The 26,399-nt window shown below is 36.8% G+C and carries 29 protein-coding genes and 1 riboswitch; of the genes, 20 read left to right on the top strand and 9 right to left on the bottom strand.

The genetic code is table 11. From position 1 onward, the window contains the following. Positions 1 to 84: 84 nt before the first annotated feature. Entirely contained in the window at positions 85 to 1,011 is a 927-nt protein-coding gene (locus CJZ72_RS10245) for a manganese-dependent inorganic pyrophosphatase (RefSeq protein WP_081134385.1), read from the top strand. A 102-nt stretch (positions 1,012 to 1,113) separates the two neighbouring features. Next, positions 1,114 to 1,980, top strand: a complete 867-nt coding sequence (locus CJZ72_RS10250) for a DUF1803 domain-containing protein (RefSeq protein WP_095443808.1) — start codon at positions 1,114 to 1,116, stop codon at positions 1,978 to 1,980. A gap of 78 nt (positions 1,981 to 2,058) precedes the next feature. On the opposite strand, the gene CJZ72_RS10255 is transcribed toward CJZ72_RS10250, so the two are convergent. Both CJZ72_RS10255 and CJZ72_RS10260 read right to left on the bottom strand, forming a co-directional pair. Beyond that, entirely contained in the window at positions 2,059 to 2,697 is a 639-nt protein-coding gene (locus tag CJZ72_RS10255) for a hypothetical protein (RefSeq protein WP_171024599.1), read from the bottom strand. Positions 2,698 to 2,839: 142 nt separating this feature from the next. Continuing rightward, positions 2,840 to 3,382, bottom strand: a complete 543-nt coding sequence (locus tag CJZ72_RS10260; protein WP_005878182.1) for a DUF2179 domain-containing protein — start codon at positions 3,380 to 3,382, stop codon at positions 2,840 to 2,842. 154 nt (positions 3,383 to 3,536) lie between these two features. On the opposite strand from CJZ72_RS10260, the gene CJZ72_RS14770 reads away from it, so the two are divergent. From CJZ72_RS14770 to CJZ72_RS10280, 4 genes are all read left to right on the top strand, one after another. Beyond that, complete coding sequence (locus CJZ72_RS14770; protein ID WP_025481341.1) at positions 3,537 to 3,926, top strand: hypothetical protein; 390 nt, start codon at positions 3,537 to 3,539, stop codon at positions 3,924 to 3,926. 4 nt (positions 3,927 to 3,930) lie between these two features. Next, positions 3,931 to 4,692, top strand: a complete 762-nt coding sequence (locus tag CJZ72_RS10270) for an alpha/beta fold hydrolase (protein ID WP_081134383.1) — start codon at positions 3,931 to 3,933, stop codon at positions 4,690 to 4,692. 192 nt (positions 4,693 to 4,884) lie between these two features. Continuing rightward, on the top strand, positions 4,885 to 5,832 hold the full coding sequence (locus CJZ72_RS10275) for a LacI family DNA-binding transcriptional regulator (RefSeq protein WP_005878189.1): 948 nt from the start codon (positions 4,885 to 4,887) through the stop codon (positions 5,830 to 5,832). 96 nt (positions 5,833 to 5,928) lie between these two features. Beyond that, positions 5,929 to 6,642, top strand: coding sequence for a hypothetical protein (locus CJZ72_RS10280; protein WP_095443809.1), 714 nt, complete (start codon positions 5,929 to 5,931; stop codon positions 6,640 to 6,642). A gap of 92 nt (positions 6,643 to 6,734) precedes the next feature. Here CJZ72_RS10280 and CJZ72_RS10285 read toward each other — a convergent pair whose 3' ends face one another. Next, positions 6,735 to 7,397, bottom strand: coding sequence for a YitT family protein (locus CJZ72_RS10285; protein ID WP_005879433.1), 663 nt, complete (start codon positions 7,395 to 7,397; stop codon positions 6,735 to 6,737). Between the two features lie 107 nt (positions 7,398 to 7,504). Between CJZ72_RS10285 and CJZ72_RS10290 the strand changes: the two genes are divergently transcribed. From CJZ72_RS10290 to CJZ72_RS10325, 8 genes are all read left to right on the top strand, one after another. After that, the gene (locus CJZ72_RS10290; protein WP_081134382.1) at positions 7,505 to 7,792 is read left to right on the top strand and encodes a hypothetical protein; all 288 of its coding nucleotides are present in this window, start codon (positions 7,505 to 7,507) and stop codon (positions 7,790 to 7,792) included. 460 nt (positions 7,793 to 8,252) lie between these two features. Further along, positions 8,253 to 9,791: an ABC transporter permease/substrate-binding protein gene (locus tag CJZ72_RS10295; RefSeq protein WP_081133403.1), complete on the top strand. Its 1,539-nt coding sequence runs from the start codon at positions 8,253 to 8,255 to the stop codon at positions 9,789 to 9,791. Further along, positions 9,788 to 10,753: an ABC transporter ATP-binding protein gene (locus CJZ72_RS10300; protein ID WP_081133404.1), complete on the top strand. Its 966-nt coding sequence runs from the start codon at positions 9,788 to 9,790 to the stop codon at positions 10,751 to 10,753. Before CJZ72_RS10295 ends, CJZ72_RS10300 begins: the two co-directional genes overlap by 4 nt. Then, positions 10,740 to 12,059: a dihydrolipoyl dehydrogenase family protein gene (locus CJZ72_RS10305; protein WP_081133405.1), complete on the top strand. Its 1,320-nt coding sequence runs from the start codon at positions 10,740 to 10,742 to the stop codon at positions 12,057 to 12,059. Before CJZ72_RS10300 ends, CJZ72_RS10305 begins: the two co-directional genes overlap by 14 nt. A gap of 47 nt (positions 12,060 to 12,106) precedes the next feature. Beyond that, positions 12,107 to 12,211: riboswitch (TPP riboswitch) on the top strand. Positions 12,212 to 12,290: 79 nt separating this feature from the next. Then, positions 12,291 to 13,034: an ABC transporter permease gene (locus CJZ72_RS10310; protein WP_081133406.1), complete on the top strand. Its 744-nt coding sequence runs from the start codon at positions 12,291 to 12,293 to the stop codon at positions 13,032 to 13,034. Positions 13,035 to 13,046: 12 nt separating this feature from the next. Next, positions 13,047 to 14,033: an ABC transporter substrate-binding protein gene (locus CJZ72_RS10315; RefSeq protein ID WP_081133407.1), complete on the top strand. Its 987-nt coding sequence runs from the start codon at positions 13,047 to 13,049 to the stop codon at positions 14,031 to 14,033. A gap of 11 nt (positions 14,034 to 14,044) precedes the next feature. Continuing rightward, positions 14,045 to 14,779 carry an ABC transporter ATP-binding protein gene (locus CJZ72_RS10320; RefSeq protein WP_095443810.1) on the top strand — a complete coding sequence of 245 codons (735 nt, stop codon included), beginning with the start codon at positions 14,045 to 14,047 and terminating at the stop codon, positions 14,777 to 14,779. Next, entirely contained in the window at positions 14,772 to 15,488 is a 717-nt protein-coding gene (locus CJZ72_RS10325; RefSeq protein WP_081133409.1) for a TatD family hydrolase, read from the top strand. Before CJZ72_RS10320 ends, CJZ72_RS10325 begins: the two co-directional genes overlap by 8 nt. A gap of 196 nt (positions 15,489 to 15,684) precedes the next feature. Here the strand turns inward: CJZ72_RS10325 and CJZ72_RS10330 are convergent, their stop codons facing one another. The 5 genes from CJZ72_RS10330 to CJZ72_RS10350 form a co-directional block, all read right to left on the bottom strand. Beyond that, complete coding sequence (locus CJZ72_RS10330) at positions 15,685 to 16,305, bottom strand: VanZ family protein (RefSeq protein WP_095443811.1); 621 nt, start codon at positions 16,303 to 16,305, stop codon at positions 15,685 to 15,687. Between the two features lie 33 nt (positions 16,306 to 16,338). Beyond that, entirely contained in the window at positions 16,339 to 16,878 is a 540-nt protein-coding gene (locus CJZ72_RS10335; RefSeq protein ID WP_332459840.1) for a hypothetical protein, read from the bottom strand. Positions 16,879 to 17,192: 314 nt separating this feature from the next. Further along, positions 17,193 to 17,531, bottom strand: a complete 339-nt coding sequence (locus tag CJZ72_RS14775; protein ID WP_232509729.1) for a hypothetical protein — start codon at positions 17,529 to 17,531, stop codon at positions 17,193 to 17,195. 14 nt (positions 17,532 to 17,545) lie between these two features. Continuing rightward, positions 17,546 to 18,421 (bottom strand): ATP-binding cassette domain-containing protein, encoded by an 876-nt coding sequence (locus CJZ72_RS10345; RefSeq protein WP_179135121.1) that lies wholly within the window; start codon positions 18,419 to 18,421, stop codon positions 17,546 to 17,548. Beyond that, positions 18,390 to 18,803, bottom strand: coding sequence for a GntR family transcriptional regulator (locus tag CJZ72_RS10350; protein ID WP_005877124.1), 414 nt, complete (start codon positions 18,801 to 18,803; stop codon positions 18,390 to 18,392). The genes CJZ72_RS10345 and CJZ72_RS10350 overlap by 32 nt, the downstream gene beginning before the upstream one ends. A gap of 426 nt (positions 18,804 to 19,229) precedes the next feature. On the opposite strand from CJZ72_RS10350, the gene CJZ72_RS10355 reads away from it, so the two are divergent. The 6 genes from CJZ72_RS10355 (at position 19,230) to CJZ72_RS10380 (ending at position 25,584) form a co-directional block, all read left to right on the top strand. Further along, positions 19,230 to 20,693, top strand: coding sequence for a helix-turn-helix domain-containing protein (locus CJZ72_RS10355; protein WP_095443812.1), 1,464 nt, complete (start codon positions 19,230 to 19,232; stop codon positions 20,691 to 20,693). A 353-nt stretch (positions 20,694 to 21,046) separates the two neighbouring features. Then, the gene (locus CJZ72_RS10360) at positions 21,047 to 22,519 is read left to right on the top strand and encodes a helix-turn-helix domain-containing protein (protein WP_081133413.1); all 1,473 of its coding nucleotides are present in this window, start codon (positions 21,047 to 21,049) and stop codon (positions 22,517 to 22,519) included. A 228-nt stretch (positions 22,520 to 22,747) separates the two neighbouring features. Beyond that, positions 22,748 to 23,086 (top strand): LPXTG cell wall anchor domain-containing protein, encoded by a 339-nt coding sequence (locus tag CJZ72_RS10365; RefSeq protein ID WP_016176792.1) that lies wholly within the window; start codon positions 22,748 to 22,750, stop codon positions 23,084 to 23,086. A gap of 33 nt (positions 23,087 to 23,119) precedes the next feature. Next, entirely contained in the window at positions 23,120 to 23,722 is a 603-nt protein-coding gene (locus tag CJZ72_RS10370; protein WP_095443813.1) for a hypothetical protein, read from the top strand. Between the two features lie 272 nt (positions 23,723 to 23,994). Next, complete coding sequence (locus tag CJZ72_RS10375; protein WP_232509730.1) at positions 23,995 to 24,444, top strand: hypothetical protein; 450 nt, start codon at positions 23,995 to 23,997, stop codon at positions 24,442 to 24,444. A gap of 234 nt (positions 24,445 to 24,678) precedes the next feature. After that, positions 24,679 to 25,584, top strand: coding sequence for a plasmid recombination protein (locus tag CJZ72_RS10380; RefSeq protein ID WP_095443814.1), 906 nt, complete (start codon positions 24,679 to 24,681; stop codon positions 25,582 to 25,584). 38 nt (positions 25,585 to 25,622) lie between these two features. On the opposite strand, the gene apf is transcribed toward CJZ72_RS10380, so the two are convergent. Beyond that, positions 25,623 to 26,231 carry an aggregation-promoting factor gene (apf, locus tag CJZ72_RS10385; RefSeq protein WP_053108946.1) on the bottom strand — a complete coding sequence of 203 codons (609 nt, stop codon included), beginning with the start codon at positions 26,229 to 26,231 and terminating at the stop codon, positions 25,623 to 25,625. Between the last annotated feature and the right edge of the window lie 168 nt (positions 26,232 to 26,399).

Below are 26,399 nucleotides of genomic sequence, written 5' to 3' on the forward strand. Positions count from 1 at the left end.
GAGGGACGGAAAAGAAGATAAGTATTGCTTCTTTTCCGTTTTTTGCTATTATTAAATAGGAGAAATCACAAAGGAGCGAAAAAAATGTCAAAAATTTTAGTTTTTGGACACCAAAATCCGGATACAGATGCAATTGGAGCAGCGATTGCTTTCTCACATTTGCAAAATCAATTAGGTAAGGACACTGAAGCTGTGGCTTTAGGAGAACCTAGTGAAGAAACACAATATGCATTAGATTATTTCAAACTTGCTGCCCCTCGTGTCGTAGCTTCTGCGAAAGACGAAGCTGCACAAGTGATGCTTGTCGATCATAACGAATTCCAACAAAGTATTTCTGATATTGCCGATGTTGAGATCTTGTCAGTTGTCGATCATCATCGTATCGCTAATTTTGAAACAGCGAACCCACTTTACTATCGTGCAGAACCAGTCGGATGTACAAGTACGATCGTATTGAAGATGTACAAAGAAAATCAAGTGGCTATTCCGAAAGAGATCGCTGGGATCATGTTGTCTGCAATCATTTCAGATACACTGTTGTTCAAATCACCAACTTGCACACCAGAAGATGTAGCAGCAGCGAAAGAACTTGCTGAATTAGCCGAAGTTGAGTTAGAAGCTTATGGATTAGATATGCTAAAAGCTGGTACGAACTTAAGCGATAAAACAGCAGCAGTCCTTCTAGACTTAGATGCAAAAAGCTTCCCAATGGGTGAAGCAAATGTGCGGATCGCTCAAATCAATACCGTTGACCTAAACGAAGTCATGGATCGCCAAGCAGAGCTTGAACAAGCGATGGCTGAAGAGATGGCTAAGAATGGATATGATTTGTTTGTACTAGTTGTTACAAATATTTTAGATAGCGATTCTGAATTATTGGTAGCAGGAAATGCAATCGATAAAGTCGAAGAAGCTTTCCAAACAAAATTAACAAATAATCGGGCACTATTGAAAGGCGTTGTTTCTCGTAAGAAACAAGTTGTCCCTCAATTGACAGCGGCATTTAACTAAAAAATGATCAAATAGTGGCCAGTGAAAAGGTGGGATGAAAGTCAACGCGACGATTCTCCCGCCTTTTTTATTCAATGAGAAAACAACGAAGAAGGGAACTAAATGAACTATTTCTATTCAAATAGCAAGAAAAAAAAGCTAGGAAAAATAATCGAGCAACCGATTTTTTCGGAATTTGTGGCATATATGTATGAAAATCAACAGCACGAAATTATTTTAAGAGAACTAAAAACAAAATTTCCTCAGAAAAAATTCGAACATTTTTTAGATCAATTGATCGAAGAAAAATTGGTGCTCCGTGAAAATAGACGATACATGTTGAATTTTCCAATCTTCAACAATGAAAAAGACCTTACTGAAAGTCAAAACATCACAAAAGAACTCCTGCCACAACTGCGGGAATTATCACAAGAAGAACAGCAATTAGCTATGGGGGAAGAGGTTTGGCGTTATTGTTTTGAAGGTGAAGAAGATTATTTTTATGGAACAACTGCGGATATTCTTCTTGTCAACAAAGTAAGTGCTGGAAATGAAGAGTATCAGTTTATTTCAGTGAACCATGAGAAGGAACTACCAGTCACCTTGGCAAATTATTTCTACATTCAGAAAGAACAACTACCAATGCCAAAGAATTTTACGGACTTAGCACATACTATCGGTGATGTGAACGAATCCTATTTCTTCGACCAGATCGAGGTCAACTTAGAACGAATCCAAAAACAAAAATACAAAAAACGCCGACCAAGCATCTTTTTTGATGCACTTGTTTTATCGGCTACTATAGAAACAAATGAAATCGAAGAAATACGATTACCAATCTTTCATCCAAGTGAAGAAAAAATCGTTTTCCCTGTTTTGGACACCAAGATCGTTCCAGCAGAACGGGCATATATAAAAAGAAAAGTATATGAATCTTTGATTGCAAAATTATCTTTGACTGACTACTCTTACATTTTAGAAAAACGATAAAAGAGGTCGAGACAAAAGTGTTTCTTACTTTTGTTCCACGCTCTAAATAAAAAAGGCTGAAGCAGAAGCAACTCCTTCTTATTTCTCGGAGTTGATGACTTCTGTTTCCGCCTCTTTTTTCACTTTCCACATCATCCACCCAAGACTCAACATGAATAACAAATCTAAAAAGTTGCCGGTGATTTGAATATTTTCTGGGTCAAAGGTTGGTGCTAACGCTAAAATAAAGAAAGAAAACATGCTATAACCAAAACAAAAAAGTGGGATGAACTGGATATAACGCGGTAACTTTAACTTTTTAAAAACCAATGAGAAAATAAAATAGGTGAAAATAGATAAGATGACGACTAATCCATTGATTATAAAAAAGAATAATGAGGACTGATCAAACGAATAAAAGAAAACACTGATCAAAGAAAGAACTTTCAATGCAGTGAAAACTCCGGCAGCCTCATTCATCGTCCCTGGCAATTGGTAAAATACATAAGCTTGAAAGTAAACAGAAAACAAAAAACCGCACAGCGATGAAAGAATCAATAGATAAGGGAATTCTTCTATCTGAGTAAGCTCAGAGTGGTTCGATAATAACCAACCAAACGCATTGCAGGGAGTGCTAGACGTCTTCAAACAAGCGTAGCTTAAAAATAGGATAGTAGTTAATAAAACAAAAGTAGAGCCTGTCAGTAAAAATCTGGTGGTTCTTTTTTTTATATTCATAAGTTCTCCTGAAAATAGATTGATATGAATATAATAACAAAATGATGAGTATATGTCGATGGGTTTTAATCAAAATGAAAAGAAACGACTAATAGGAACAGACTAATTTCATTTTATTTCTTTTGATCGTTGAAAGAAACGCTCAATGTGATTGACGTTTACGTACTTTTTTCGTCCAGAATCCACCAGAAATGTATTTTGGTTCATAAGAGATGATAAATGCTCGTGCTTCGATTTCTTTTATCAAATGATAAAGTTCTCTTTCATTTTTTCTAGGAGAAAGAATTTCTAGTACAACACGTTCTCCTTCAAGACCCATAGCAGAACTTTGAGTAACGCCATACCCGTGTTGTCGCAAGATGAGTGGCAGATGTTGTTCTACTGTACTGCTAGTTGGCAAGATCGTAGTGACCATGATATAACCTAGTGCTAACTTGTCTTCGATCAAGATGCCAACGCTGATCCCAACAGCATAGCCTAGGGCATAGACAAACAGATTCAAAGGATTGTCTAGACGGTCTAACACAAGAGATAACCCGAGAATATAAATCGTGATCTCGACCATGCTGACTAACGGGGCAATCAGACGGTACCCCTTCATTGTTAACATAAAGCGTAGCGTATTAAGTGTGATATAAGCAAAATTAATAAAAAAAATCATCAGTAACATACGTGTATCGACCATAATAATCTCCCTTCAGTTCGTTCTAAAGTCCATATTATCCTAAAAATTATAGAAAAAATTAAAAAATGAGTTTTAAAATGCACAAAAAATGATAAAATGATTATAATAGAATTATAGAAAAATATAATACAGGTACAGGAAGATGGTGATAGAAATGAAAACAATCAATCGAATAATCAGTATAACTCATATAGCTAGTATTGTCGCTTGTGTATATCTCGGTGTATATTCCATACAACAACCGATCGAAACAAACGATCTACTATTCCAAATATCGTTGACTGATGGATTGATTTTAAGCATTTTTTTGTTTGCAACCATATTTATCGGAAATATTTTCGGAAGTATTGCAAGTTTCTTGAATTTCTCGATTTATCCTCTTCTTTCTTTAGGATTAGGTGTGACAGGAATTTGTGCACTTCTTTTATTTTCTAAATCTTTTAATTTATTTTTAATTTTATTTGGTATAATCAGTTTATTCCAAATTGTAGTTAGTATCTGGCTATTATTTCGGTATGTGACACTTATGAAGATAGGGGAGTAATCACTTGAGTCCACTCATATTGAAACGAACAGTAAAAAATATTCCACTTCTAGAGGTCGTATTGGAAGAGTTAAGAGATGAAAAGATTCCGATAGTCATCTATTATCATGGTTGGCAAACCAGTAAAGAACTTGTATTGACACAAGGAAGAAAATTTGCCAAGAAGGGCATTCGTGTTTTATTACCGGATGCGATGAACCACGGTGAACGAAAACAGCCAGTGTCTTCTGTCCCATCCTATACTTTTTGGAGTAGTATTTATGGGAATTTATTCGAATTTAGTACATTGATCGAACATTTAGATAAAAGAGGAATACTCCACGAAAAGGTAGCGGTAGGTGGTGTATCGATGGGCGGGATGACCACTTGTGCCTTGTTGACTCGACATCCACGTTTAGTTGGCGGTATCTGTTTGATGGGGTCACCAGCACCGATTCAATATGGAAAAGAAATCCAAAAAAGAGCAAATGAATACCATTATAAATTGCCCGCAGATTACTTTGATTTGATTTCTTGGGTCGAAAAATACGACTTGTCCTTACATCCAGAAAAATTAGGTGGACGCCCATTGTATTTTTGGCATGGTGAAAAAGATGAAAAGATCCCATTTGCACATACGAAAGAATTCGTTGATGAAAACCGAGATACAGCTTTTGGTGAGAAAATCGTTTTTCGTTCTTCTATAACCGAACGACATATGGTGAAGGTACCTTTGATGGAAGAAGCTGCTGATTTTCTAGCTAAGATGATGGATAAAATAGAATGAGGATGCAACAGTTTTATCTATAAAAGAATAGCACAAATAAATCGAAATGCCATTTCTTGGTCTAGATATGGATTTCGGTTTATTTGTTTGATCTAAGTTGCTGTATTTTTGATTTTTTGCATAATTACGGGTGGAAATTTGCTATACTATTCTTAATGAATAAAACGTTTTTACCATGGAGAGGAGTTTTTTATGCCGACTTTAGCCGATGTTGCCAAAAAGGCCAATGTTTCCAAAATGACTGTTTCCAGAGTGATCAATCATCCTGAACAAGTAACAGACGAATTGAAAGAGTTGGTTTTTTCTGCAATGGCAGAACTAGATTATCGCCCGAATATAGCTGCTAAAGCACTTGTTTCAAATCGTTCCCAAATAATCAAATTATTCATCTTGGAAGAGATCGATACCACCGAACCTTACTATATGAATTTGCTGATGGGAATCGCAAAATGTATCGGAAAAGCCCATTACTCTTTACAATTAGTGACAAACGATGCCTTCGATGTGGGTTCCTGTGACGGCTATATCATTACTGGTGTTAGAGAGAAAGATTTTGATTGGATCGATCGTTTGGAAAAGCCTGTGGTATTGTTTGGCGAAAATCGTTTTGGGTACGACTATGTAGATAGTGACAACCATTATGGAACGGCAAAAGCTACACAATATGCGTTAGATAACGGTTATCAGACGATCGTTTATATTGGTATCGATGAAGATGAGCCTTTTGAGTTATCTAGAGAGAAGGGCTATCTTTCCATAATGAAGGATCAAGATCTTCCATCTAAGATTTTACGGTTTCCGAATCATTCAACGATGGCTGAAAATTATTTGACAGAAAATTGGCAGGATTTTCAAGAAAAAACTTGTTTCATCTGTAGTTCTGATCGACTAGCCCTAGGTATCGTCAGAGGGATCACCAAAGAAAAAGGGCGAATACCAGATGATTTCGGCGTGATTGGCTTTGATGGTGTATTTCTTGATCAAATCAGTTCACCGAAATTGACTACAGTGAAGCAAGACATTGTTCGAATGGGAGAAGTATGTGGTGAAATGTTGCTGAAAAAAATCGCTGAAAAAGGTGAGAGTCAAGGATATCGTCGCTTTTTCCCTGAGTTGATATTAAGAGAAACCACTCGCTGAATGAGAAAGTAGTGGATTTTAGACGAGGTTACTATTGAAAACACCAAATTTATGCTATTATTTAGAAAAGCTCCATTGATGAGAAGGATGGTTTAAATGAAAGAAATTAGACGAAAGCATTTTCGTTTTCCCGCCTACGATGATGTAACAGGTGTAAAGCTACCGAAAAAAGAAAAACGTGTCTTGTTTGATGGACATGATGAGTTATTGACAGAAATAACAAAGCAACCAATGTTTGAACCAATGCAAGAATTCCATTTTGCAGAGGATAGTGAAAAAGAACAACGCAAACGGCGCAAAGTAGGTCATTCCAAGAAAACAACTGTCGTCAAAGAAGATTTGGAAAAATACAAAGAACATCTGCCTGATTACACAGGACACAAAGAAGTGGGAAAAACGTTACCGAAGACCCAAAACCGGTCATTTTCAACGACTAGATCTTCGAATGAAGGACGTACGCAAAGGACAACGGAGACGCATAGAACGAGAAGAGAACGTTCTTATTTTGTGCCAAAATATGTGCCAGCGTCGATTATTTCCGAACCGAAAGAGCAGACGATTCCGGATAGCGAATTGATCCAATCAATGAAAAAAACGGAAGATTCTTATTTATTATTTGATAATGAACAAGTACCTTATCAAGAAAAAAAAGTAGATGAACCTTCTGTCAAACTTTTCCATAAGGCAGAAAAGAGCACGCCAGAACAAAGTAAAAAAGAGCGTAGCCACGGTATTTTGGAACGATCTTTACAAGGATTGATCGAAGACCAAGGGAATTCGTTAGGTGAAAACAGTTATTTCAAAAAATAAAAGAGGCCGAGACAAAAGTCGTTTAAGTTTGAGAAATTGAAAAAAAAAAACGAACAATACGTTTTTTGTATTGCTCGTTTTTTTTTTGAAAATCAGTCAAATTGTTCGGCAGAATCCAATCCTTCAAATGGTTCAGAGGATGTTCTCTTGAAAGATTTGAATGAAAGTGGGATCTCCAGATACTTCACTTTGTTCAAAGTGTATGAGAGGATCGAGCAGCTGATCAATGTATAGAAGAAATGCCGTAGGTCCAAATAGAGCAAGGAAACGACTAAGATACTAAAAGTGATCAAAAATAAACTTTTTCCGATTTTTATCTGAAAATATTTTTCAAACGCTTGGTAGAGGATGTCTGTTCCGCCAGTACTTCCACCAAAGCGAAAAACAAGCCCACAACCAATCCCAGAAAGGAGCCCAGTCATCAGACTATTCACCAAAAGATTCTGCACCGCAAAATGTATATGAAGACTTTCCCATGTACGCAAAAAGAAAACCAAAGCAAAAGTACCAACAATTGTCCGTAAAAATGCTTGCTTTCCAAAAATGAACAATGAGAAAAGTAATAAAGGTAAATTGATCAACAAGGAAGTGATAGATGGAGCAAAGCCAAATAAATTATTTAATAAAAGTGCGATACCAGTAACGCCGCCATCTGCTAACTTTGATGGGATATTGATCCCGGTCACGGCTAAGCTGTAAAGTGCAGCCCCCAGAGTAATACCAACTAGATCAATCAATAAATTGTTTTTTTTCATGTCTAACCTCTTTCCTTTTGAAAATTTTCAGCAACTTCTTTATTATACTGATAGATACTTATTCTTCAATAGGAAAAATAAAAAAATAGTCAGAAAAGGGGAAAAAGATGCGCGCTGCAGATTTGTTGACAGTTTTGTCAAATCCACCTACAAAAAAAACTTACGAAAGCATCGAATTAACAGCCGACAGTCGATCCTATCCTTTGACCGGTGTCGAAATAACTGAAACTGGGCAATGCAATTTTTTATTTACCCAAGGACAAAAACAACTTCCGATGAAAGAACTATTGGTTTTTTTGATGAAAAATCGTGAGAAAGAAATCTTTTATCAAAAAGATAAAGAAAAATTACCTTTATATGGAATAAAAGAGAAGGATCAACAGTTGATCATTTAACAAAATATTTTTATTTTATTTAGGAAATAAGGGGAAAAGTACAACGTTTATGATCTCAAAACAACTGATTGTTACATTTTTAGTAAAAATAGTTGGTTTTCCAGTATAATAATCGTTGAACAAGCCAGTAAAAAAAATCTCCCCCACGAGGTCCAATATTTACTGGCTGTTTTAATTTATATTCGATAATCGCGCACTTTGTGTCTTAGAACATAAGGTGTGTATTTTTTTGCCTTTCTCCAAACAACTATCTTCAAAGAAAGAATATGAGGAAGTCGGAAGAAATTTTGAAGAGGTACGGATCAATGTATATTTTTTGTACCAGATTCTCTTCCCATAAATGAGAATGTTTGAGGAAAGCAGAAAGTATTTATCCATGCTGTTTTTGTACGAGGTCAATTTAGTTGGGGAATTGTTGTTCGTTGTTTATACTTGAATTATAGCTAGAAAGGAAGGTCTTATGAATAATTTTATACAAACGCTCAACGAGCGAAAAGGTGAGTTACTGACAGCTACCTTTCAACATCTATCCATATCACTGATTGCGTTGTTGATTGCGATCTTGATCGCGATACCAATTGCTATTTGGTCAGTCAACCATAAAAAAATGGCTGAAGTACTACTACAAACGACAAGTGTTCTTCAAACTATACCCTCACTGGCGTTATTGGGGTTGTTGATTCCATTTGTTGGAATCGGTACTTTGCCAGCATTGATCGCTTTGGTCATCTATGCGCTATTACCGATTTTTCAAAGTACGTATATTGGTCTGAGTGAGATCGATCCGTCAATTGAAGAGGCAGCTCGCGCATTTGGTATGTCTAGAATGAGGCGGCTGATCAAAGTAGAACTTCCTATTGCGCTTCCTGTCATTATTTCAGGTATTCGAACAGCTTTAGTGTTGATCATTGGTACGGCTACATTAGCAGCTTTGATCGGGGCTGGTGGTTTAGGAACATTCATTTTATTAGGGATCGACCGTAATACACCTGTCTTGACGTTGATTGGTGCGATCAGTTCAGCGTTACTAGCCATTGTCTTTAGTAGTTTGATCCGACTTCTGCAACATTTAAAGCCTAGATACACAGTGATTACATTGATCGTTATCCTGTTAGGAATCGGTGGTGCTTCATTGGCTCAGAGTGAGATATTCAAGGAAGAAAAGATCACTATTGCTGGTAAGCTTGGGGCGGAGCCAGATATATTGATCGAGATGTATAAGGAATTGATTGAGGAAGAAACAGACACTAAAGTTGAACTGAAACCTAATTTTGGTAAAACAAGTTTCTTGTTCAGTGCTTTGGAGAATCAACAAATCGATATTTATCCTGAATTCACAGGAACTGTTTTGGAAAGTTTAGTGAAGGTTCCTGACAGTTTAAAAAATAAAAAATTAAATGAAGAAGAAACCTATGAGCAAGCCAACACTTTATTGAATGAACAATTCAAGATGCGTTTGTTGCAACCGATGGCTTATCAGAATACGTATGCACTAGCGGTTAAAGCCAGCTTTGCACAGGAAAATGGACTAAAAACGATTTCTGACTTGAAGAAAATAGAAAATCAGATCAAAGCAGGATTTACTCTAGAATTTATTGATCGATCAGATGGTTATAAAGGCATTCAAGAAACATACGGATTGGATTTTCCAAGTGTACAGAGTATGGAACCTAGTCTAAGATACCAAGCAATCAATAATGGTGATGTGAACATCGTGGATGGCTATTCGACTGATAGTGAATTGAAGCAATATGGGTTAGTCACCTTAGAAGATGATCTAGGACTGTTTCCAGCTTATCAAGGGGCACCTTTGATGACAACTGAATTTGCCGATACACATCCGAGGATCGTTAAAGCACTAGAGAAACTTTCAAACAAAATCACTGAAGAACAGATGATCGACATGAACTACCAAGTAAACGTGGAGAAAAAACAACCTGCAGAAGTCGCTCATGCATTCTTGATAGAAGAGGGACTACTGAAGGAGGAAAGCAAATGACCAAGCTGATTGAATTTAATAAAGTCCAAAAAAAATATGGGGACAAATACGCAATTAAAGAATTAGATCTAGCCATCGAAGAAGGAGAAATCTTTGTGCTAGTGGGCCCTTCTGGTAGTGGAAAAACGACTTCATTGAAGATGATCAATGGTCTTTCTCAGCCTACTTCAGGTGAAGTCTCTTTCAAAGGGAAAGCATTGAAAGACTATGATCTGCAAAAAATGAGATGGAATATGGGGTACGTACTGCAGCAAATTGCACTGTTCCCGAATATGACGGTCAAACAAAACATTGAAGTCATTCCAGAAATGCTAGGTTGGGAAAAAACGAAAAGGGAACAGACGGCAGATCGTTTGTTAGAAAAAGTTGGACTTGATCCCACTAGCTATAGAAACAGGATGCCTCAGGAACTATCAGGGGGAGAACAACAGAGAATCGGGATTATTCGAGCATTAGCAGCAAATCCAGAGGTGCTTTTGATGGATGAGCCATTTAGTGCGCTAGATCCTTTGTCACGGGCCTCTTTACAGGACCTGGTATTGTCTTTGCATCAGGATCTAGGAACGACGATCGTCTTCGTTACGCATAATATGGATGAAGCAATCAAACTAGGAACAAGGATAGCGGTAATGAAGGATGGAGAGTTGATCCAATGCGAGACACCGGAACAATTATTGACCAATCCGAAGAACGAGTTTGTGCGAAGCTTTTTTGATGATTCCCTTTCTCAAAAAGAACAAACTGTAAAAGAGATCCTCTTGGCCAAGAATTACACAAAAGGAATCAGCGAAAAAGATCGTCCTGTGGTTCAATTCAATACACCATTGAATGAAGTTTTTGCATTGCTGGTTGACCATGAATCTGTAAATATTCAGGAAAATGAACGTATTTCTGGTGAAATCACGAGAGGAGATATGTTTGCTTTTCTAAGTAGAAAGGAAGAAGACAATGAAAAAGTATGATGCGGTCGTCATCGGTTCAGGAGTTGCTGGGTTAAGTGCTGCGTATGGGTTGAAAGCGGCAGAAAAACAGGTGCTTGTCGTGGAAGAAAACCTTTGGGGCGGAACTTGCCCAAATAGAGGATGTGACCCGAAGAAAATTCTATTAAATGGTGTTGAAGCAAGAAAAAGAATCGAACAACTCATTGGTAAAGGTTTCTCGGATGTACCTCCTGTTGATTGGGCAGAATTGCAAGCATTCAAACGAACATTCACAGATCCTGTTTCTAAAAATCGCCAAGAAGAACTAGCGGCTGCAAAAATCGATCATTTATCTGGTACTGCTCAGTTTATCGATTCACTAACGATCAAAGTGGGAGAAGAAACCATCACGGCTGAGCATTATATCCTTGCGACTGGGCAGCGACCAGCTATTTTACCTATTGAAGGAAAAGAATTTCTGCAAACTAGTACGGACTTTTTAGCGTTGGAAAAATTGCCAAAAGAGATTATTTTTATCGGTGCAGGTTATATTGCATTTGAATTAGCAATGATTGCTCATGCTGCTGGAAGCAAAGTAACAATCGTTCATCATAATCAGCAACCTTTAAAAGGATTTGAAGAAGAGTTGGTCAACAGTTTAGTTGAGCAAATGCAAAAGGCAGGGATCACTTTCATTTTTGACTTTGAGTCACAGCGTGTCATTCAAGAAGCATCTACGTATCGTCTTGTTTCAAAAGACAAAGAGTTACAGGCAGATGCAATTTTCGTTGCGACTGGTAGAAGACCGAATATTGAACATCTGCAACTTGAGCAGGCAGGTGTACACACAGTGAAGCAAGGAATCGTCGTCAATGAGTATTTACAGACGAGTAATCCGAATATCTTTGCATGTGGGGATATTATCGCAAAAAATGAACCCAAACTAACGCCTGTTGCGACGTTTGAAGGGACTTATGTTGCTGATTATTTAACGGGGAAAACAGCACCTATCCACTATCCGGTAATCCCAACGATCGTTTACAGCAGTCCGAAGGTGGCACAGGTCGGACGAACAAAAAAACAGGCAACTGAAAAAGACCAAGTGACCGATGTATCAATGACAGATTGGTTCACCTACCGTCGAGTAAACGAACCTCTAGCGAAGGCTCAACTTACCTATGATGCGAATGATTTTTTAGTTGGTGCTGCTGTTATCAGCGAACAAGCAGATGATTTGATCAATGATCTAACTCTATTGATCAATCAAAAAGTAAAAAAAGCAAAGCTAGATCAATGGATTCTCGGATATCCAACTTTAGCTAGTGATCTTTCCTATTTGCTGAAGTAAAGTACCTTGTTACTAAAAATAAGTTGTGTTACACTAAACGAAAATAAAGATTGTTTCTGGGGATGTCGTCGACGACATGAGAGTAAGTTGTGAACTTAGACCCATCGAACCTGTCAGTTAACACTGGTGAAGGGAGAAACGTAGTAAACGCTTGAAGTTGGGCTTTCTATGTTGCGCCCGATTTCAGGCGTTTTTGATGTGCCCTTGAAACATGTGAAAAGGAGGGGAGAAATGAAGAAAAAAATTTATCCAGTTGTAAGCATTATTTTCTTACTAGCCCTTTGGCAACTACTAGTAACGATTTTTCACACGCCTGCATTTATTTTACCAAGTCCGCTAAATGTCCTCTCAGCACTATTCGCAGATGGGGCTACGCTCGTTTATCATTCTCTCGTAACGTTAGAAGAAGCCGTCATCGGTTTGGTCATTGCGGCCTTACTTTCTTTTGTGACGGCTATTGCTATGGACCACTGGCAAATTTTTAAAAATTCTTTGTATCCACTTTTAGTCGTCTCACAAACATTACCGATCATGGTCCTTGGACCGCTTTTGGCGTTATGGTTCGGGTTTGGGCTGTTTCCTAAAGTGATTTTAGTTATTTTGATGAGCTACTTTCCTATTGTGGTTGCTTTTGCCGATGGGTTAAGTAAAGTTTCAAGTGAACAGATCAGCTTTTTTAAAACAATGGGAGCGAATGAATGGCAGCTGTATCGGATCATCAAGATTCCGCAAGGATCAAATGATTTCTTTTCGGGATTGAAAGTAGCTGCGACCTATTGTGTAAGTGGCGCAATCGTTGGAGAGTGGCTAAGTGCGCAAGCGGGTCTAGGGTATTATATGATTCGTGTAAAAAATAGTTATCAAATCGATAAGGTTTTTGCAGCTATTTTGTGTGTGATCATCCTAAGTCTATTGTTAAATATGCTCACTGTACTGTTAAAAAAAGGATATTACTATATCTTATATCATTCATAAAAGGAGAAAAAAATGAAAAAAATTTGGTTACTCATTCCTTTATTATTTGCTTTAACAGCTTGTAGTACAGGATCAAAAGCAGCACCGGAAGAAAAAGGATTAAAGAAAGTTACAGTAGTACTTGATTATGTGCCGAACACAAATCACACCGGTATCTATTTGGCAAAGGAAAAAGGGTATTATAAAGATGCAGGCTTAGATGTGAAGGTCATCGAACCAGGAGATGATTCAACGAGCATCGGTCTAGTCGGCGCAAACAAAGCTCAGTTTGGTGTCAGTTATCAAGAGGATGTGACGTATGCACATGTGGATGGTCAAAATATTCCCGTTAAGGCGATCGGCACGATTATCAAACATAACACATCAGGATTTGTTTCACTAAAAAATAGTGGAATCAACTCACCCAAAGACTTTGAAGGAAAAACGTATGCAGGGTGGCAAAGTCCAAGCGAAGAAGCTGTACTGAAAGCCACGATGAACAAAGAGGGAGCAGATTTTTCTAAATTGACGATCATTGGCAGCAATGGTGAAGGTCCTCAAAGCTTGGGGAAGGAAGCAGATATCCAATGGTACTTTGAAGGATGGGATATGATCAAAGCAAAAGAGTTGGGGATCGACTTGAATTATATGCCTTTAAGAGAATTGGATAAACGGTTAGACTATTATACTCCGCTGATCATCACGAATGATCAGATGATCAAAGAGGACCCTGATACAGTCCAAGCGTTTATGGATGCTACTAAAAAAGGTTATCAAGAAGCGATGGAAAATCCTAAAGAAGGCGCAAAAATCTTACACAATTACGCAAGTGACTACGAACAATCCTTTTTAGATGCTTCACAAGAATTCTTATCGAAAAATTATACGGATGATCCTGCTAAGTGGGGAATGATGGATGCGAAAGTATGGGATAACTATACTGACTTTATGAAGGAAAATGGTCTGATCAAAGAGAAAGTATCTGCGAAAGAATTATTTACGAATCAGTTTATCGAATAGGAGAAGGAAGCATGTCGATAGAAGTTGAACACCTCAGCGTAACCATCAATCAACTTGAAATTTTAAAAGAGATTGATCTGTCCATCCCCAAAAATACATTTACGTCGATCATTGCTCCAAGTGGTGCCGGAAAATCAACTTTATTGAAAGTGTTGACAGGAATTCTGGAACCTTCCTCTGGCAAAATTCTGATAGATGGTCAAGAAACAAGTAAGTTGGATACACTATTTAGTTATATGCCACAAGAAAATATGCTATTGCCATGGCTAAGTGTCTACCAAAATGTGACGTTATATCAAAAAATCAACCATAAGACAATTGATAAAAAACAAGTATTAGATGATTTAGCACTTTTTGGGTTAAAAGACTATCAGCATTTTTTGCCACCGCAACTTTCAGGTGGGATGCAGCAACGAACAGCGCTATTGCGAACAATGCTAAATCCGGCACCCTACCTTTTATTAGATGAACCATTTGGCTCGTTGGATGCGATGACATGCTCACAGATGCAAGATTGGTTACTTTCTCTTCCAGAAGAAATGAAACGGACGACTATTTTAGTCACCCATGATATCGAGGAAGCAATCTATCTTTCAGATCAGATTTTTGTCTTGTCGCCACGACCGGCGAAAGTTCTGACCACCATCAAGATTCCTTCGGTGGAAAGAACACGTGCATGGCTGATCGGTCAAGCTGCTTTAAAACAAGAAATCTACCAGTTATTGGGAGGTGATTCGATTGCTTAGTGATGCCCATTGCCACTTGGAAGGAAACCAAGAACTTGCAACACTCCAACAAGAAAATGATGTCTTGACGATCATCAATTGTGATTCTCCCGAGGAATGGCACAAGAATCAGCAATTAGCTGTTGGTCGTCATCAATATCTAAGTTTTGGTCTCCATCCCTGGAAAACAGAAGACTATACTTTTGAAGAAATCTACCCTTATCTTCAACAAGCAGCCATCATTGGTGAAATAGGGCTTGATCGTGTTTGGACCAATATTCCTTTAACGCACCAAGTCAAATTATTCCGAAAACAACTAGCGTATGCCGCATTAACGGATAAACCAGTTGTTTTGCATACCAAAGGATGTGAAAGAGAGATATTGACGTTCATCAAAGAATATCCGAATCGCTATCTTGTTCATTGGTACTCTTCTCTGGAATTACAAAAGGAATATATCGAAGCAGGTTGCTATTTTACGATCGGTGTCGATTTAAAAATAAATCAGGCAGTGCAACGACTAGCAAAAGGAGTCCCTTTCAATCGTCTATTAGTCGAAACAGACGGATTAGGGGCAATCGAATGGGCATTAGGAACTCCTGCTCCTACAAAGGAATACTTAATGCTACTTGAAGACCATTTCCATCAGATCAGTAAAATTAGGGAAGTTTCTCAAGAAAAGTTAGAGAAACAAGTTCAAACGAATTTGTTCGAGTTTTTAAGGATTTGAACATGCTTATGATTTCTTTTTGTTGAGTCTATGCAATGTACTGTCCTTGCATAACGAGTTGATTTTGACAGCGAATTTTTAAGTCAAAATGGTGCTCTTTATCAAAAAATGATTGCAAAAAAAGAGTCAAACTTCTGTCCGCTGAATTGCGAATGATGAAGTTTGGCTCATTCTTTTTCTTAGAAATTCTGGAATCTTAAAAGAAAGTCACCAGACCGCCCAATATAAGAATCATGATTGGCAGATAGCGTGGTTTAGCAGGCGAACTTTCCTTGTTGGTAGTAAAAATCTTGGCCAATAACCAATAACAAGCAAAGCCACAGACGCCACCAAAGGTATTTGCGAGCAAATCATTGATATCAGTTGCTCGATGCAAGGTAAACAGTTGGCTGAGTTCAATCGCAAGCGAAGCACAAAAGACCAACAAACAAGTATTTTTCAGCTTTTGAAAAACTGGGCTAATCCAAGGGGCTAAAAATCCCATAGGCATAAAAATGAGGATGTTCAAAATAAAGCTGCGGGAAAAGCCATCTGCGAGAAAGCCCCATTCGATGTTAGGATTGAAAATTTTCTCATCTAAATCATGCAAGCGGAAAAATTCCGCTAAACTTGGGGTACCAAAGATATTTGTTAAGGCAATCACCCAAAAAAAATACAGGCAACATGATGCCAGGCTGACGCGCAGTTTTTGCTTCCAACTGGCGTTTACCAACGAGAAGTGCAAGGAAACGAGCAAAACGAGCAAGCCCAAGATGCTGAGTGGACTGATAACAAATAAGTCCAAAATTGAGTCGAGTAAAGAAAGCTGTTGTTGCATCACGTCATCCTCCTTTAAGGGTTATTTTGGATACTAACGCGCCAATCTTCGAGCTTTAAGTGAGCGGAAAAAGCGCTTGATGCTAGAAAAGAAAACGACCACAAAACAAATCCCGCCACAAATGACAATTATAGTAAGTGTTGTCATCATCGTACTCATGAATGACACTTCAAAGTTGTACTGCAAGCCGCTCAGATAATAAGACCAAGGATTTTTTATGGCAAACACTAAGACAAAACTTGTGAGTACGGTCATGAAAAACCAAATTTGCCAACGGGATTCAGGTGTTAAAAGATACTCGCTTTCATGTTCCAAACTGATGACCTGAAACTTGCGGTATGCCCAGTAGATGAAAGAAATACTGATAAGTAAAAACAACAGGCTCATATACCAATGTCCAGTCGTTTTGCCGATTTCAAAAATAAATAAAGTGTTGAAGTCGAAATCACGTAAAAAGTGTGCGTGTAGCATGCGGATCATACTCAATAGACCACCTACGGCACTTGGAATTTGACATAAAAAAATCAAAAAGACAAACCAAGTCAATGGACCAAACACCAAATTACCTACCATTACTCCAACAAAGACACTTAGGCAAAAGAACACTATGATCAACGAAAAACTATTCACAACAGAGGCGAACATATCTCCTAGACTCGCATTTAAGTACGGTTGTGGGATTCCTAAACGAAGAATAGCCAAATAGATGAGTTGACCAACGAAAATCGTTGCTAAAAATGGTAAGGCAAGGTAGAGCAGCTTTTTGGCGAATAATTCTTTCCGACTGACAGGTAAGCTAAATAAAAAGCGTGTGAAATGGGTTTTCAGATCGACAAAAAATAAGCAAAAACCAATAAAAGAGGCTAAAAAAAGTGCGAACAGTGTAGCTAAGTTGCTCGATTGGTTGAAATAAGTTTGATTTGGGTCGGTTTTTGCGATATTTTGTCTGAAAAATCATTTTTATGGTAGACATACAGTTGGTGTTCGATATATTTTTCAAATGAAGCGTAGGGAATATGTTCTTGTTTTTTCTCATCCAAATAAGTGTAGTGCTCCGGATAGGCGTTAAAATCTGCTTTTAATTCTTTGTCGGTAGTTAGATAGCGCTCGTTATCATGCCAATTTTTAACATTACTCCAAGCATTGAAGGCAAACATGAGCAATATCAAACCAATCAATGGCAACAAGATTTTACTGTAACGCGTGAGATAGATATTTTTTACCATGTGATTCTTCCTTTCTAGCGGGGCATTTTTTCTTTTAAGTTGGCTTCGAACAAATCTTCTAAACTTAAGGGCAGCTCTTCAAATAAAACTGGTTGAAGTGTTTGGATCTTATTAGCCAAATCTTGATTAAAATCTTCAAAAATCGCAGTTATGACACGTCCTTGAATGGTCAATAATCTTGAGTGTTCTTTGACAAGTGATGGGATTTTTTTTGTTTTGAAAACCATTTGGATTTTTTTTGCGGATTCTCGCATTTCTTCCAGACGATAATCTTTAATGATGGTTTGATTTTTCAACAACAAGACGCGATCAGCTAAATTTTCAAGTTCATTTAAATTGTGTGATGCAATCAATGCGGTGCGCTGATTGTCACTGATATGTTCTAATAATAAGCCGATGACATCTTTGCGTACAATCACGTCCAAGCCATCAAAAGGTTCATCAAGCAATAAAAAGCGCGCGTTCGAGCTGATAGCTAAAATCATGTTAAACAAACCCTGCATACCTTTTGACAAGCCATGATAATTCACATGAAAGGGCAGCTGATGCGAGCCTGTCAATGTAAGAAATAAATCTTGGTTAAAATTCGGATAGGCAGTACGGTAAAACTGATTGATCGTTTTCAACGTGTAGGGTGCTAAAAAATTTTCTGCTTCATCAATGTAAAACAATTCTGATTTTGACTGTGTTGCGGTCAACAGCGAGATACCATCAAGTTCGATCTCTCCTTTGTCGGGTAAATATTGACCGGTCAGTGTACGAAACAAAGTGGTTTTGCCAGACCCATTACGACCAATCAAGCCGACGATTTCGTTTGCTTTAAGTTCAAAATGAACGTCGTTGAGAATTTGTTTACCTTCAATCATTTTGGAAAGTTTCATGACTTTCATGTTCAGGACCTCCTAAGGCTGCTTGAGTTTGTTCAATCCAAGTAATGAGCTCTTGTTCTGTGACTTTAAGATGTGTTGCTTCGATGACCAGATCGTTCATCTGGTCTTTTAACTGTGCAATGCGAAGTTCATCGCGCGGCAATTTTGCAAAATCTTTGACAAAGGTTCCTTTGCCTTTGATTGTGATTAAAACTTGCTCGGCTTCCAAAACTTTGTACGCTTTACTGACTGTGTTAGGATTCATCAACTGTTGTTTTGCCATTTCACGTACTGAGGGGATCTTGTCACCGGGCTGTAAAATACCTTGGAGAATCGCTTCTTTAATGCTAAGCATCAACTGTTCGTAATAGGGTTTGCTGCTGTTTTTATCAATCGTAATCATGGCGTTGCTCCTTCCATTTGATACCGTACCCTCGTGTACTAGTATACGTAGTACACTAGTGGATGTAAAGTTTTTTTCTAAAAAAGTTTTATAGAATACTGGACAATAAGACAGAAAGTTGAAGTGAATGGTGCCGAAGCGTATTAGTTCGTGAAGTGAGAAGAGGTCGAGACAGAAAGGTCGGTAGCTGAAACGGTTTTGTTCAGTTTTTTAGAATAGAAACTAATTTGAAATAGTTATATTTGTTATTAATAAATTTAGTACTGTTATTCAAACATAATTGTGCACATTGGTGTAATTATAAAATGATTTTTAATATTACTATGTTTATATCTTAATCTAGTTATAGACATCTTTCGTTTAGTAAATTAAAATTGAATTATGGGGGAGTAATAAAATGGCAAATAGTTCTATCAGGAGGGGAAAATGGAGGAAGTATTAAATAAGCAGAGTTTGATACAACTCGCTTTATTAGAGTTGTTGTGGAACAAAGAGTGGGTGACAGTTTCTGAAATAGTCAAGGAAATCGGCGGGGTTGAGAAAACGATCCGCACAGATATCAAACAGCTAAATGAGATTATTGAACCATTAACAATAGAGACATCCTTTAAACATGGCGTTTTTTTAAATAAAGAAATGTGTATTTCTAAGACACATCTGTATGCGCTCTTTTTACAAAAGAGTGTTGAATGTCAGCTACTTGAAATGATTCTTTTTAATCCTCATATCACGAAAGGAGAAGTGTGTGATCGACTGTATATTTCTGAAACACAATTGAATCGATTGCAAATGAAACTAAATAAAGGGTTTGAAAAATATGGCATAAAAATCACCACTAATTTAACAATTGTTGGGGACGAAAGGAATATCCGTAAATTACTTTCAAGTCTATTTTATGAGAAATATCTTTCCCCAGACCATTTTTTCAAAGAAAAAGAATTTCAATTGATTGATCAGGTGATCCGAAAATTCTATAAAGCAAATACGGCGATCATTGCTGCGAACAATCAATATCATTTTTTATTGAATAAAATGCGTATGAAAATACTTGTGGCGATCTATCGTTGTAAATCAGACTATTTTTTAGAGCAAAAGCAACATTTCTTCGATTATACGATGATTACTGAAGACAAAGAATTGAATAAACGGTGGCAAGTTGTCTTTGGAATCTCATTGACAGAAAAAGTTCTGCATAACATTTTTGAACATTATTATGCTCCTTTTAAAGTCACTGAAACCTGTCTTGAGTTAGGAACGAGCCAGTTTGCTTTAAAGACTAGACTTGAACAATTGATTGGTAGGATTTGTCAGCAACTGAAAATCGAATGCCGAAACCAAGATGCTTTGATCCATGCAATTTTATGGAGTAGTTTTCTAACAGTTGGTCCAAGTTATATTTTACACAATACGAAAGAAGAATTCGTGTTGGAATTATTGAGAGATAAGCAAGCAATCGCCAATGACTTACAAAAATATTTTGCCGACATTTATTCTGACCTATCCCTATCGGCTGAGGATAAAAATAATATTCTTTACCAGTCTATTTATACATTAGTGACCCAATGGCATGAGTTTCGTGTAGAGATTCGTAAGACGATCATGAAAATCAAAGCAGCATTGCTACTAGATGCGCCGGAAGAACATATGATCATGTTAAAAGAAGAAATCGAATATCACTTTAGAAATATGTATAAAGTAGATATTTTATTACCAGATGATCCAATCACTTTTTCCCGCTTGAATTGCTATGATTGTATTTTAACTAATTTATTAAATATTGATGAGTTGGGAGAAGTAAGCGTGATTGGTATACCAAACTATTTTGGAGAAGAGTTCATAAAGAAATTGCATCTTTTTTTTAATAGTAAAAAAAATGAGCGAAGGATTTAAAGCAACACTTTTGACATAGGTCTTGAGGAATAGAAGAATAAATAAGATACATAAAGAGATACGTTCAATCAGGCCTATCTCTATTTTTTTGAGTTTTTTTCTTGGACACGATTTTTATGTATCCTATTTTTATTATTTGAAAAAAACAGATGAAAAAATGCAATTCCAATTGGAGTTATTTATAAATGGTCGACTAGGAAATGTAAGAAGTCTTGACATAGAAAAAACTAAAATGTAACGTTGCTAATGTTATTTTACCAAGCGCTCGGTATATTACGGTTATTTTTAGGCGAGCGGTTGTGCTAAAAATTATTTAGAAGAGTTTTTTCGTTAAGACGAGAGGTGGAAGAAAAATGAGAGAAATATTAGACGGGCGCTTGAAACGTCAATTAAATATTTTAGAGATACTTTGGGAAACAGAATGGATCACGACTTCTGAATTAGCAGAAAAAGCTGATAGCTCGGAGAAAACGATCAGAAATGATCTTTCTCAAGTGAATGAGATGATCGCTCCGTTGTCTATTGAAACCTCTTTTCGATCAGGCGTCATTTTAAAAAAAGATCTGATGACCCCAAAGTCATTTATTTATTCTAAGATACTCGAAAAGAGCTTAGAATACACACTTTTAGAAACAGTATTTTTTGGAATTGTCCATTCTAAAGAAGAGCTAAGTGACATCTTGTACGTTTCAGAAACACAGGTGGCACGTGTCATTAACCGTATCAACCATGAGTTGCGCTTTTTTGATTTTCAAATAACTAAGCAACTGGAAATTATCGGTAATGAGGGAAACATTCGGGACTTTTTTGCAGTCTATTTTTCGGAAAAATATAGTTTGCCTGAGAAGTTGATCCAGAAAGACGAAATCAATTTGATCTCAGATATCATTGAATTGTTTATTAAAGAAAATATGATCTGGGCAATCGTATACAATGACAATCATCTATTTTTAGGAAATATAAAATTCCAATTGTTTGTTTGCTTAACCCGCTTGAAGCAAGGGTACAAGATGCCCTCAGATATTACTCCGTTTAGTTTTTCACATCTATCAAACAAAAAGAAAATAATTACCAATATACATAATATATTTGATGTAGAAATCAAAGAAGAGAATCTTCCACAATTATTCTATGAATTTTATCAACCAATCCATCCCACAGCACGATTCAATTATGAAGGAATCGACATTGATTCTGTAGCAATCAAAAATGAAATCAAAGCTGTCATCACTTTACTAGAAGAACAGTTCCATCTCCTTTGCGAGAATAAAGATAAGCTTGTTCATGATATTTATTGGACTACGTTAAGTGCTGTCAGGCCAACTTACGTCCTACATAATAAGAAGGCAGATTTTTTTGAAAATACGTTGAGAGATAGTCCAGATTTGATCAATGCATTAAGAGATGAGTTCTTTGATATTTATTTTTCGTTAGGAAATCCGTTTCTTTCTTATTTGGATGAAATGATCCATCAATCTGTTTTTAAATTGCTTACTTCCTGGTCTGAGTTATGGGTCCAAGTAAGAGCCAGCAAAGTCAGCATAAAGGTCGCCCTTTTATTGGATAGTTCGTATGATCACATGAGGATGCTGAAAGAAGAAATCCAGTTTTATTTTAGACACAATATCAAAATAGAGATAATGAATCCTTCAACGAGAATCCAAAAAGATTATTTGCAAAAGTTCGACTGTATTTTAACAGATATCTATTCGCAAGACTATTTTGGTATTCCTACCATTGGTATCTCAGACTATCTTGATGAAGATGTGATCAATAAATTAGTTGATTATTATCACACTAAATTGAATGCAGGAGCCAGAGTATGAACAGATGAACACTCAAGAGAGAGTAAGTATGATCTGGATGACTGACGTTTTGTTGAAGCGCTTTTTACATTTTTTAACAGGATGTTCAAGTGAGTTTTTCGTCAATTTACCAACCTATCGGTAAAACTTGGTTTTAATTATTTTTCGCTTTTTAGCATAATTATAGCTGTGGAAGTTGCGTCATTAAGTAATGGAGGTGAAGAATAAATAAAAAAATTTTTGTATATTTTGACAGGTATTATACTAATCAATTTAGGTATTACAACAAACTGTCATGCGCAAGCCACAGATACACAAAATGTTCGTGTCGAAGCAACGATAGGACCATGGGATGTCAGTTCAAACAATCAAGGAAATGGCGCTGGAACAAAAGAAAAACCAACTATAGCAATTCCACCATCTGATTCAGGTTCTTCTGCAAATCTTCCACAAACTGGCGTAAAAAAACAAGGTCATATTCTAGCAATCGGATTGCTGCTTTCTATTTTTTCGGTAGTGATGTTCGTCACTGTGAATCGGGAAAAAGACAGTTGGGGCAAAGTGGGTATCGCTATCAGAACGAAATAATTCACTATTTCAATAAGGAGAGAAAAAAGAAAAATGAAAAAATTGACAAGTATGATTCTTTTATCGTCTGTTTTACTAGGCGGCTTGGCTGTTGGAACGATGAATGCTAGTGCAGAAGATCTAGGTTGGATCCCTGGTCAACCAGATCCTGCACCAGGACAAACGATTAAAGGTGAAGACAATGCAAGCGTTGCTGTTTCTGGATGGGTCGGAGAATGGACGCCAGTAGATCCAGAAGATAAAACATATGTAGATATCACTGTTCCAACAACAGTTCGTTATGCGAATGCGATGTCTGAAGACGGAAAAATTCTTCCAGATATCTTATCTCCGCTATATACGATCACAAATAATTCAAAAGTACGTGATGTGATGGTTGAAGTAGCAAGTTTTTCTGAAACAGGAAAATCAGGTGTCAAACAAGACTTGTTCTTTACACCAGTCAATGAAGCAGGCGTACGTTTACAAAGTGCTGCAGGACAGTTATTAGATACACCGACTCATTTATCGACTATCGGTATGGGACAAAGTAAATATTTGAAATTCGAAGGTAAGATCGCTGAAGGATTCAAAGCGGATGAAGTCATCAAACCTTCTTATACAATGACGTTCAATTTTACAGCTTTAAAAAATTGAGTGACGCCAAGTAGTTAAATGTAGCATAGAGTTATTTTGGAAACCCGTGATCAGGTGTTTTCGCACATATTTTTTAGGTGAACAACGAGTCGATAGAGCAGCAAGATTACTCGAAATGAACATCAACTTAAAAATGTCACTATTTGCAAAAATCAAAGCAAAAGCAGCAACTTTCAGCAACGACAGAGAAGGGAGTGTTTAAAATAGCACATAGTAACAATGCAACACAAGACAAGAATAAAAAAAGAACATATATCCTCATAGCTCTAATAGTGTTGTTTTTCGCACTCGGAGTTGGTGGATACTATTATTTTAATCAATCTCCCCCAAAGGTCGTTACTGGACTTCCAGAATTAGACAAGAATATTTCTAAATTGAACAACGACGATCTATTGAAATTGATGCAAACTGAAGTAGATAAAGACAATATTCGGATTACATTAAAACATGAGATTGAAGTAGACAAGAACGGGAAAGCAAATGTCGATATTCGTAATAGTGGAGAGAATGCGTACAACATCCAAGTAGAATATTATTTAGCCACTAATCAGAAAAAATTGTACGTTTCAGGGTTAGTACCGCCAAATAATGGAATCGCCACTGTTCCTTTTGAAAACATACCGAATAAAGGGGAGCATACTGTAAAAATCTATTGTAAAATGTACGACAAACAAGAATTGATCAACACAACAACGATTGATGGAACCATAATCGTAAGTTGATGATTCAAAATAATGGGTAGCATAGACTTTGGGGTAGTGCTAGTACACATTGATTACTCATTTTGGCTAATGATTAAAGAGGATTTCTTTTGGGGAAGAAGTCCTCTTTTTTATGGCAAGGCGGCTTATATTTTTACCTAGAGGTAGGAAGATATAGGTTTGTTTTTAAGATCGACATTTCATAAAATAAGTATATAAGTAATTTGAGTTAGAGGAGGGAAGAAGATCAAGCCAATTAGTTTAGAAAGAAAAAATTATCGTTTTTATGAATTAGAAAAGGTTCAAATACACAATCAAAGAGAAATTTGCGAGTCACTGATCGTTCATTCTGAAAAGACCCTTTTGAATTATGATGTCTTGAACAAAAAAAATATAAACTATAAGAAAGCCATTAAACGTTGGTTGACACATCTATCTGCATCTAAGTCAGTCTGTTCTAATTGGACAGTCTTGGTTGAATGGCGTGTCTTGTTCGAGGAGTACTCTTTACAAAAATTATCAAGTAGAGAAATGAAATTATTCTTTTTACAAGTCGTACAGACATTTCAAAAATTTTATGGTATAGCAAATATTATTTATGCAAGTGTACATTTTGATGAAGAGCAACCACATCTACATATCGGTCTGATTCCAATGAAAGAAGGACGTTTGAATTCTGCTCAAATGATCACTAAATATAAAAAGAATGAGTTGGAAACTGAACTTTCTTTGAAGCTTGAGATGATTCTCAAACAAAAAAAGACCGTAATTTCTGGAAACAACACATCCAGAGCACATATTTCTTTAAATACGAATAGTCAGCGTTTAGAATACAAGCAGCTTTATGACAAAATCGTGAATACATCTATTTTGCCCTCAGAAATTGGAATAAAAAAGCCAGAGCAAAATAAACGAGATCCACAGAGCAAGTTTATGAGAAAAAAGAATAAAACAATAGAAGAATTTCAAAAAGAAAATGATTATTTGGAATATTTAGTAAAACAACTAAAAGCAGAAAAAAATTATTTAGTGAAGGTCATTCGAGAAGCTGAAAACAATATCCAGCAATTGGAAAAGCAATTGTTTTCGACCCAAGAGCCCAATCAGAAAGTAACAAAGTTTCAACAAAAAAAATACGCAAAAAAATTGGCTGAAACCTAAGGATTCCCGCCAATTTTTTTATTTTCTATTTGTACTTCTTAGTACCAACCGTTAGCTAACCAGAATGCTTGGGCAGCATCCCATGAACCATAACGTGAAGTAACATATTGATCGGCTACACGTTCTTGGTTAGCAGCAGAGTAGTCACCATTCAAGTATGAAGCATCTAATTGGTAACGTCCGATGTAACGGCCGTTAGTTGCTGTGTAAGAACCGCTTGATTCTCTTTGAGCGATCCATTCTTTCGCTGAGCTTGTGCTTGCAGCTGGTGCTGCAGTTTCAGTCACAACAGGTTGTGCTGCTTCTGCAGGAGCAGATTGAACTGCTTCTTGTTGGACAGGTGCGGCAGCTGGTTGTGCTTGTGTTTCTTGAGGTGCAGAGTAAGTTGTTTCTGCAACTGCTGCTTGGTCTCCTGTAGGGATCGTTAATTGTTGACCTGAATAGATCAGGTTAATATTTGAAATCGAATTATGTTCTGCAATAGTTTGGATCAAGGAGTTATCACCAACGTATTTTTGAGAAATCGTTGATAGTGTATCACCTGATTGAACGGTATATGCTTCGTCCGCATGTGCAGATGTACCCATAAAGAATAGAGCGCCGGCAGCCAAAGTTGTTCCTAAAAGTAATGTTTTAAGTGATTTCATGTAAAATCTCCTTCGTCGTTTTAAAAAGTATTTGTTGTGTTCAACGAGGATTACTTTAACACGTGAAAATATTTCATAGGTAATAGCTTCGTGACACTTTGTGACAAATCTACGTTTTTTGTAATAAACGAAGTAATATATGTAATTGAAAAAGCTTTCTTTGCTTTT

The organism is Enterococcus durans, from assembly GCF_002277935.1.
Lineage (GTDB): Bacteria > Bacillota > Bacilli > Lactobacillales > Enterococcaceae > Enterococcus_B > Enterococcus_B durans.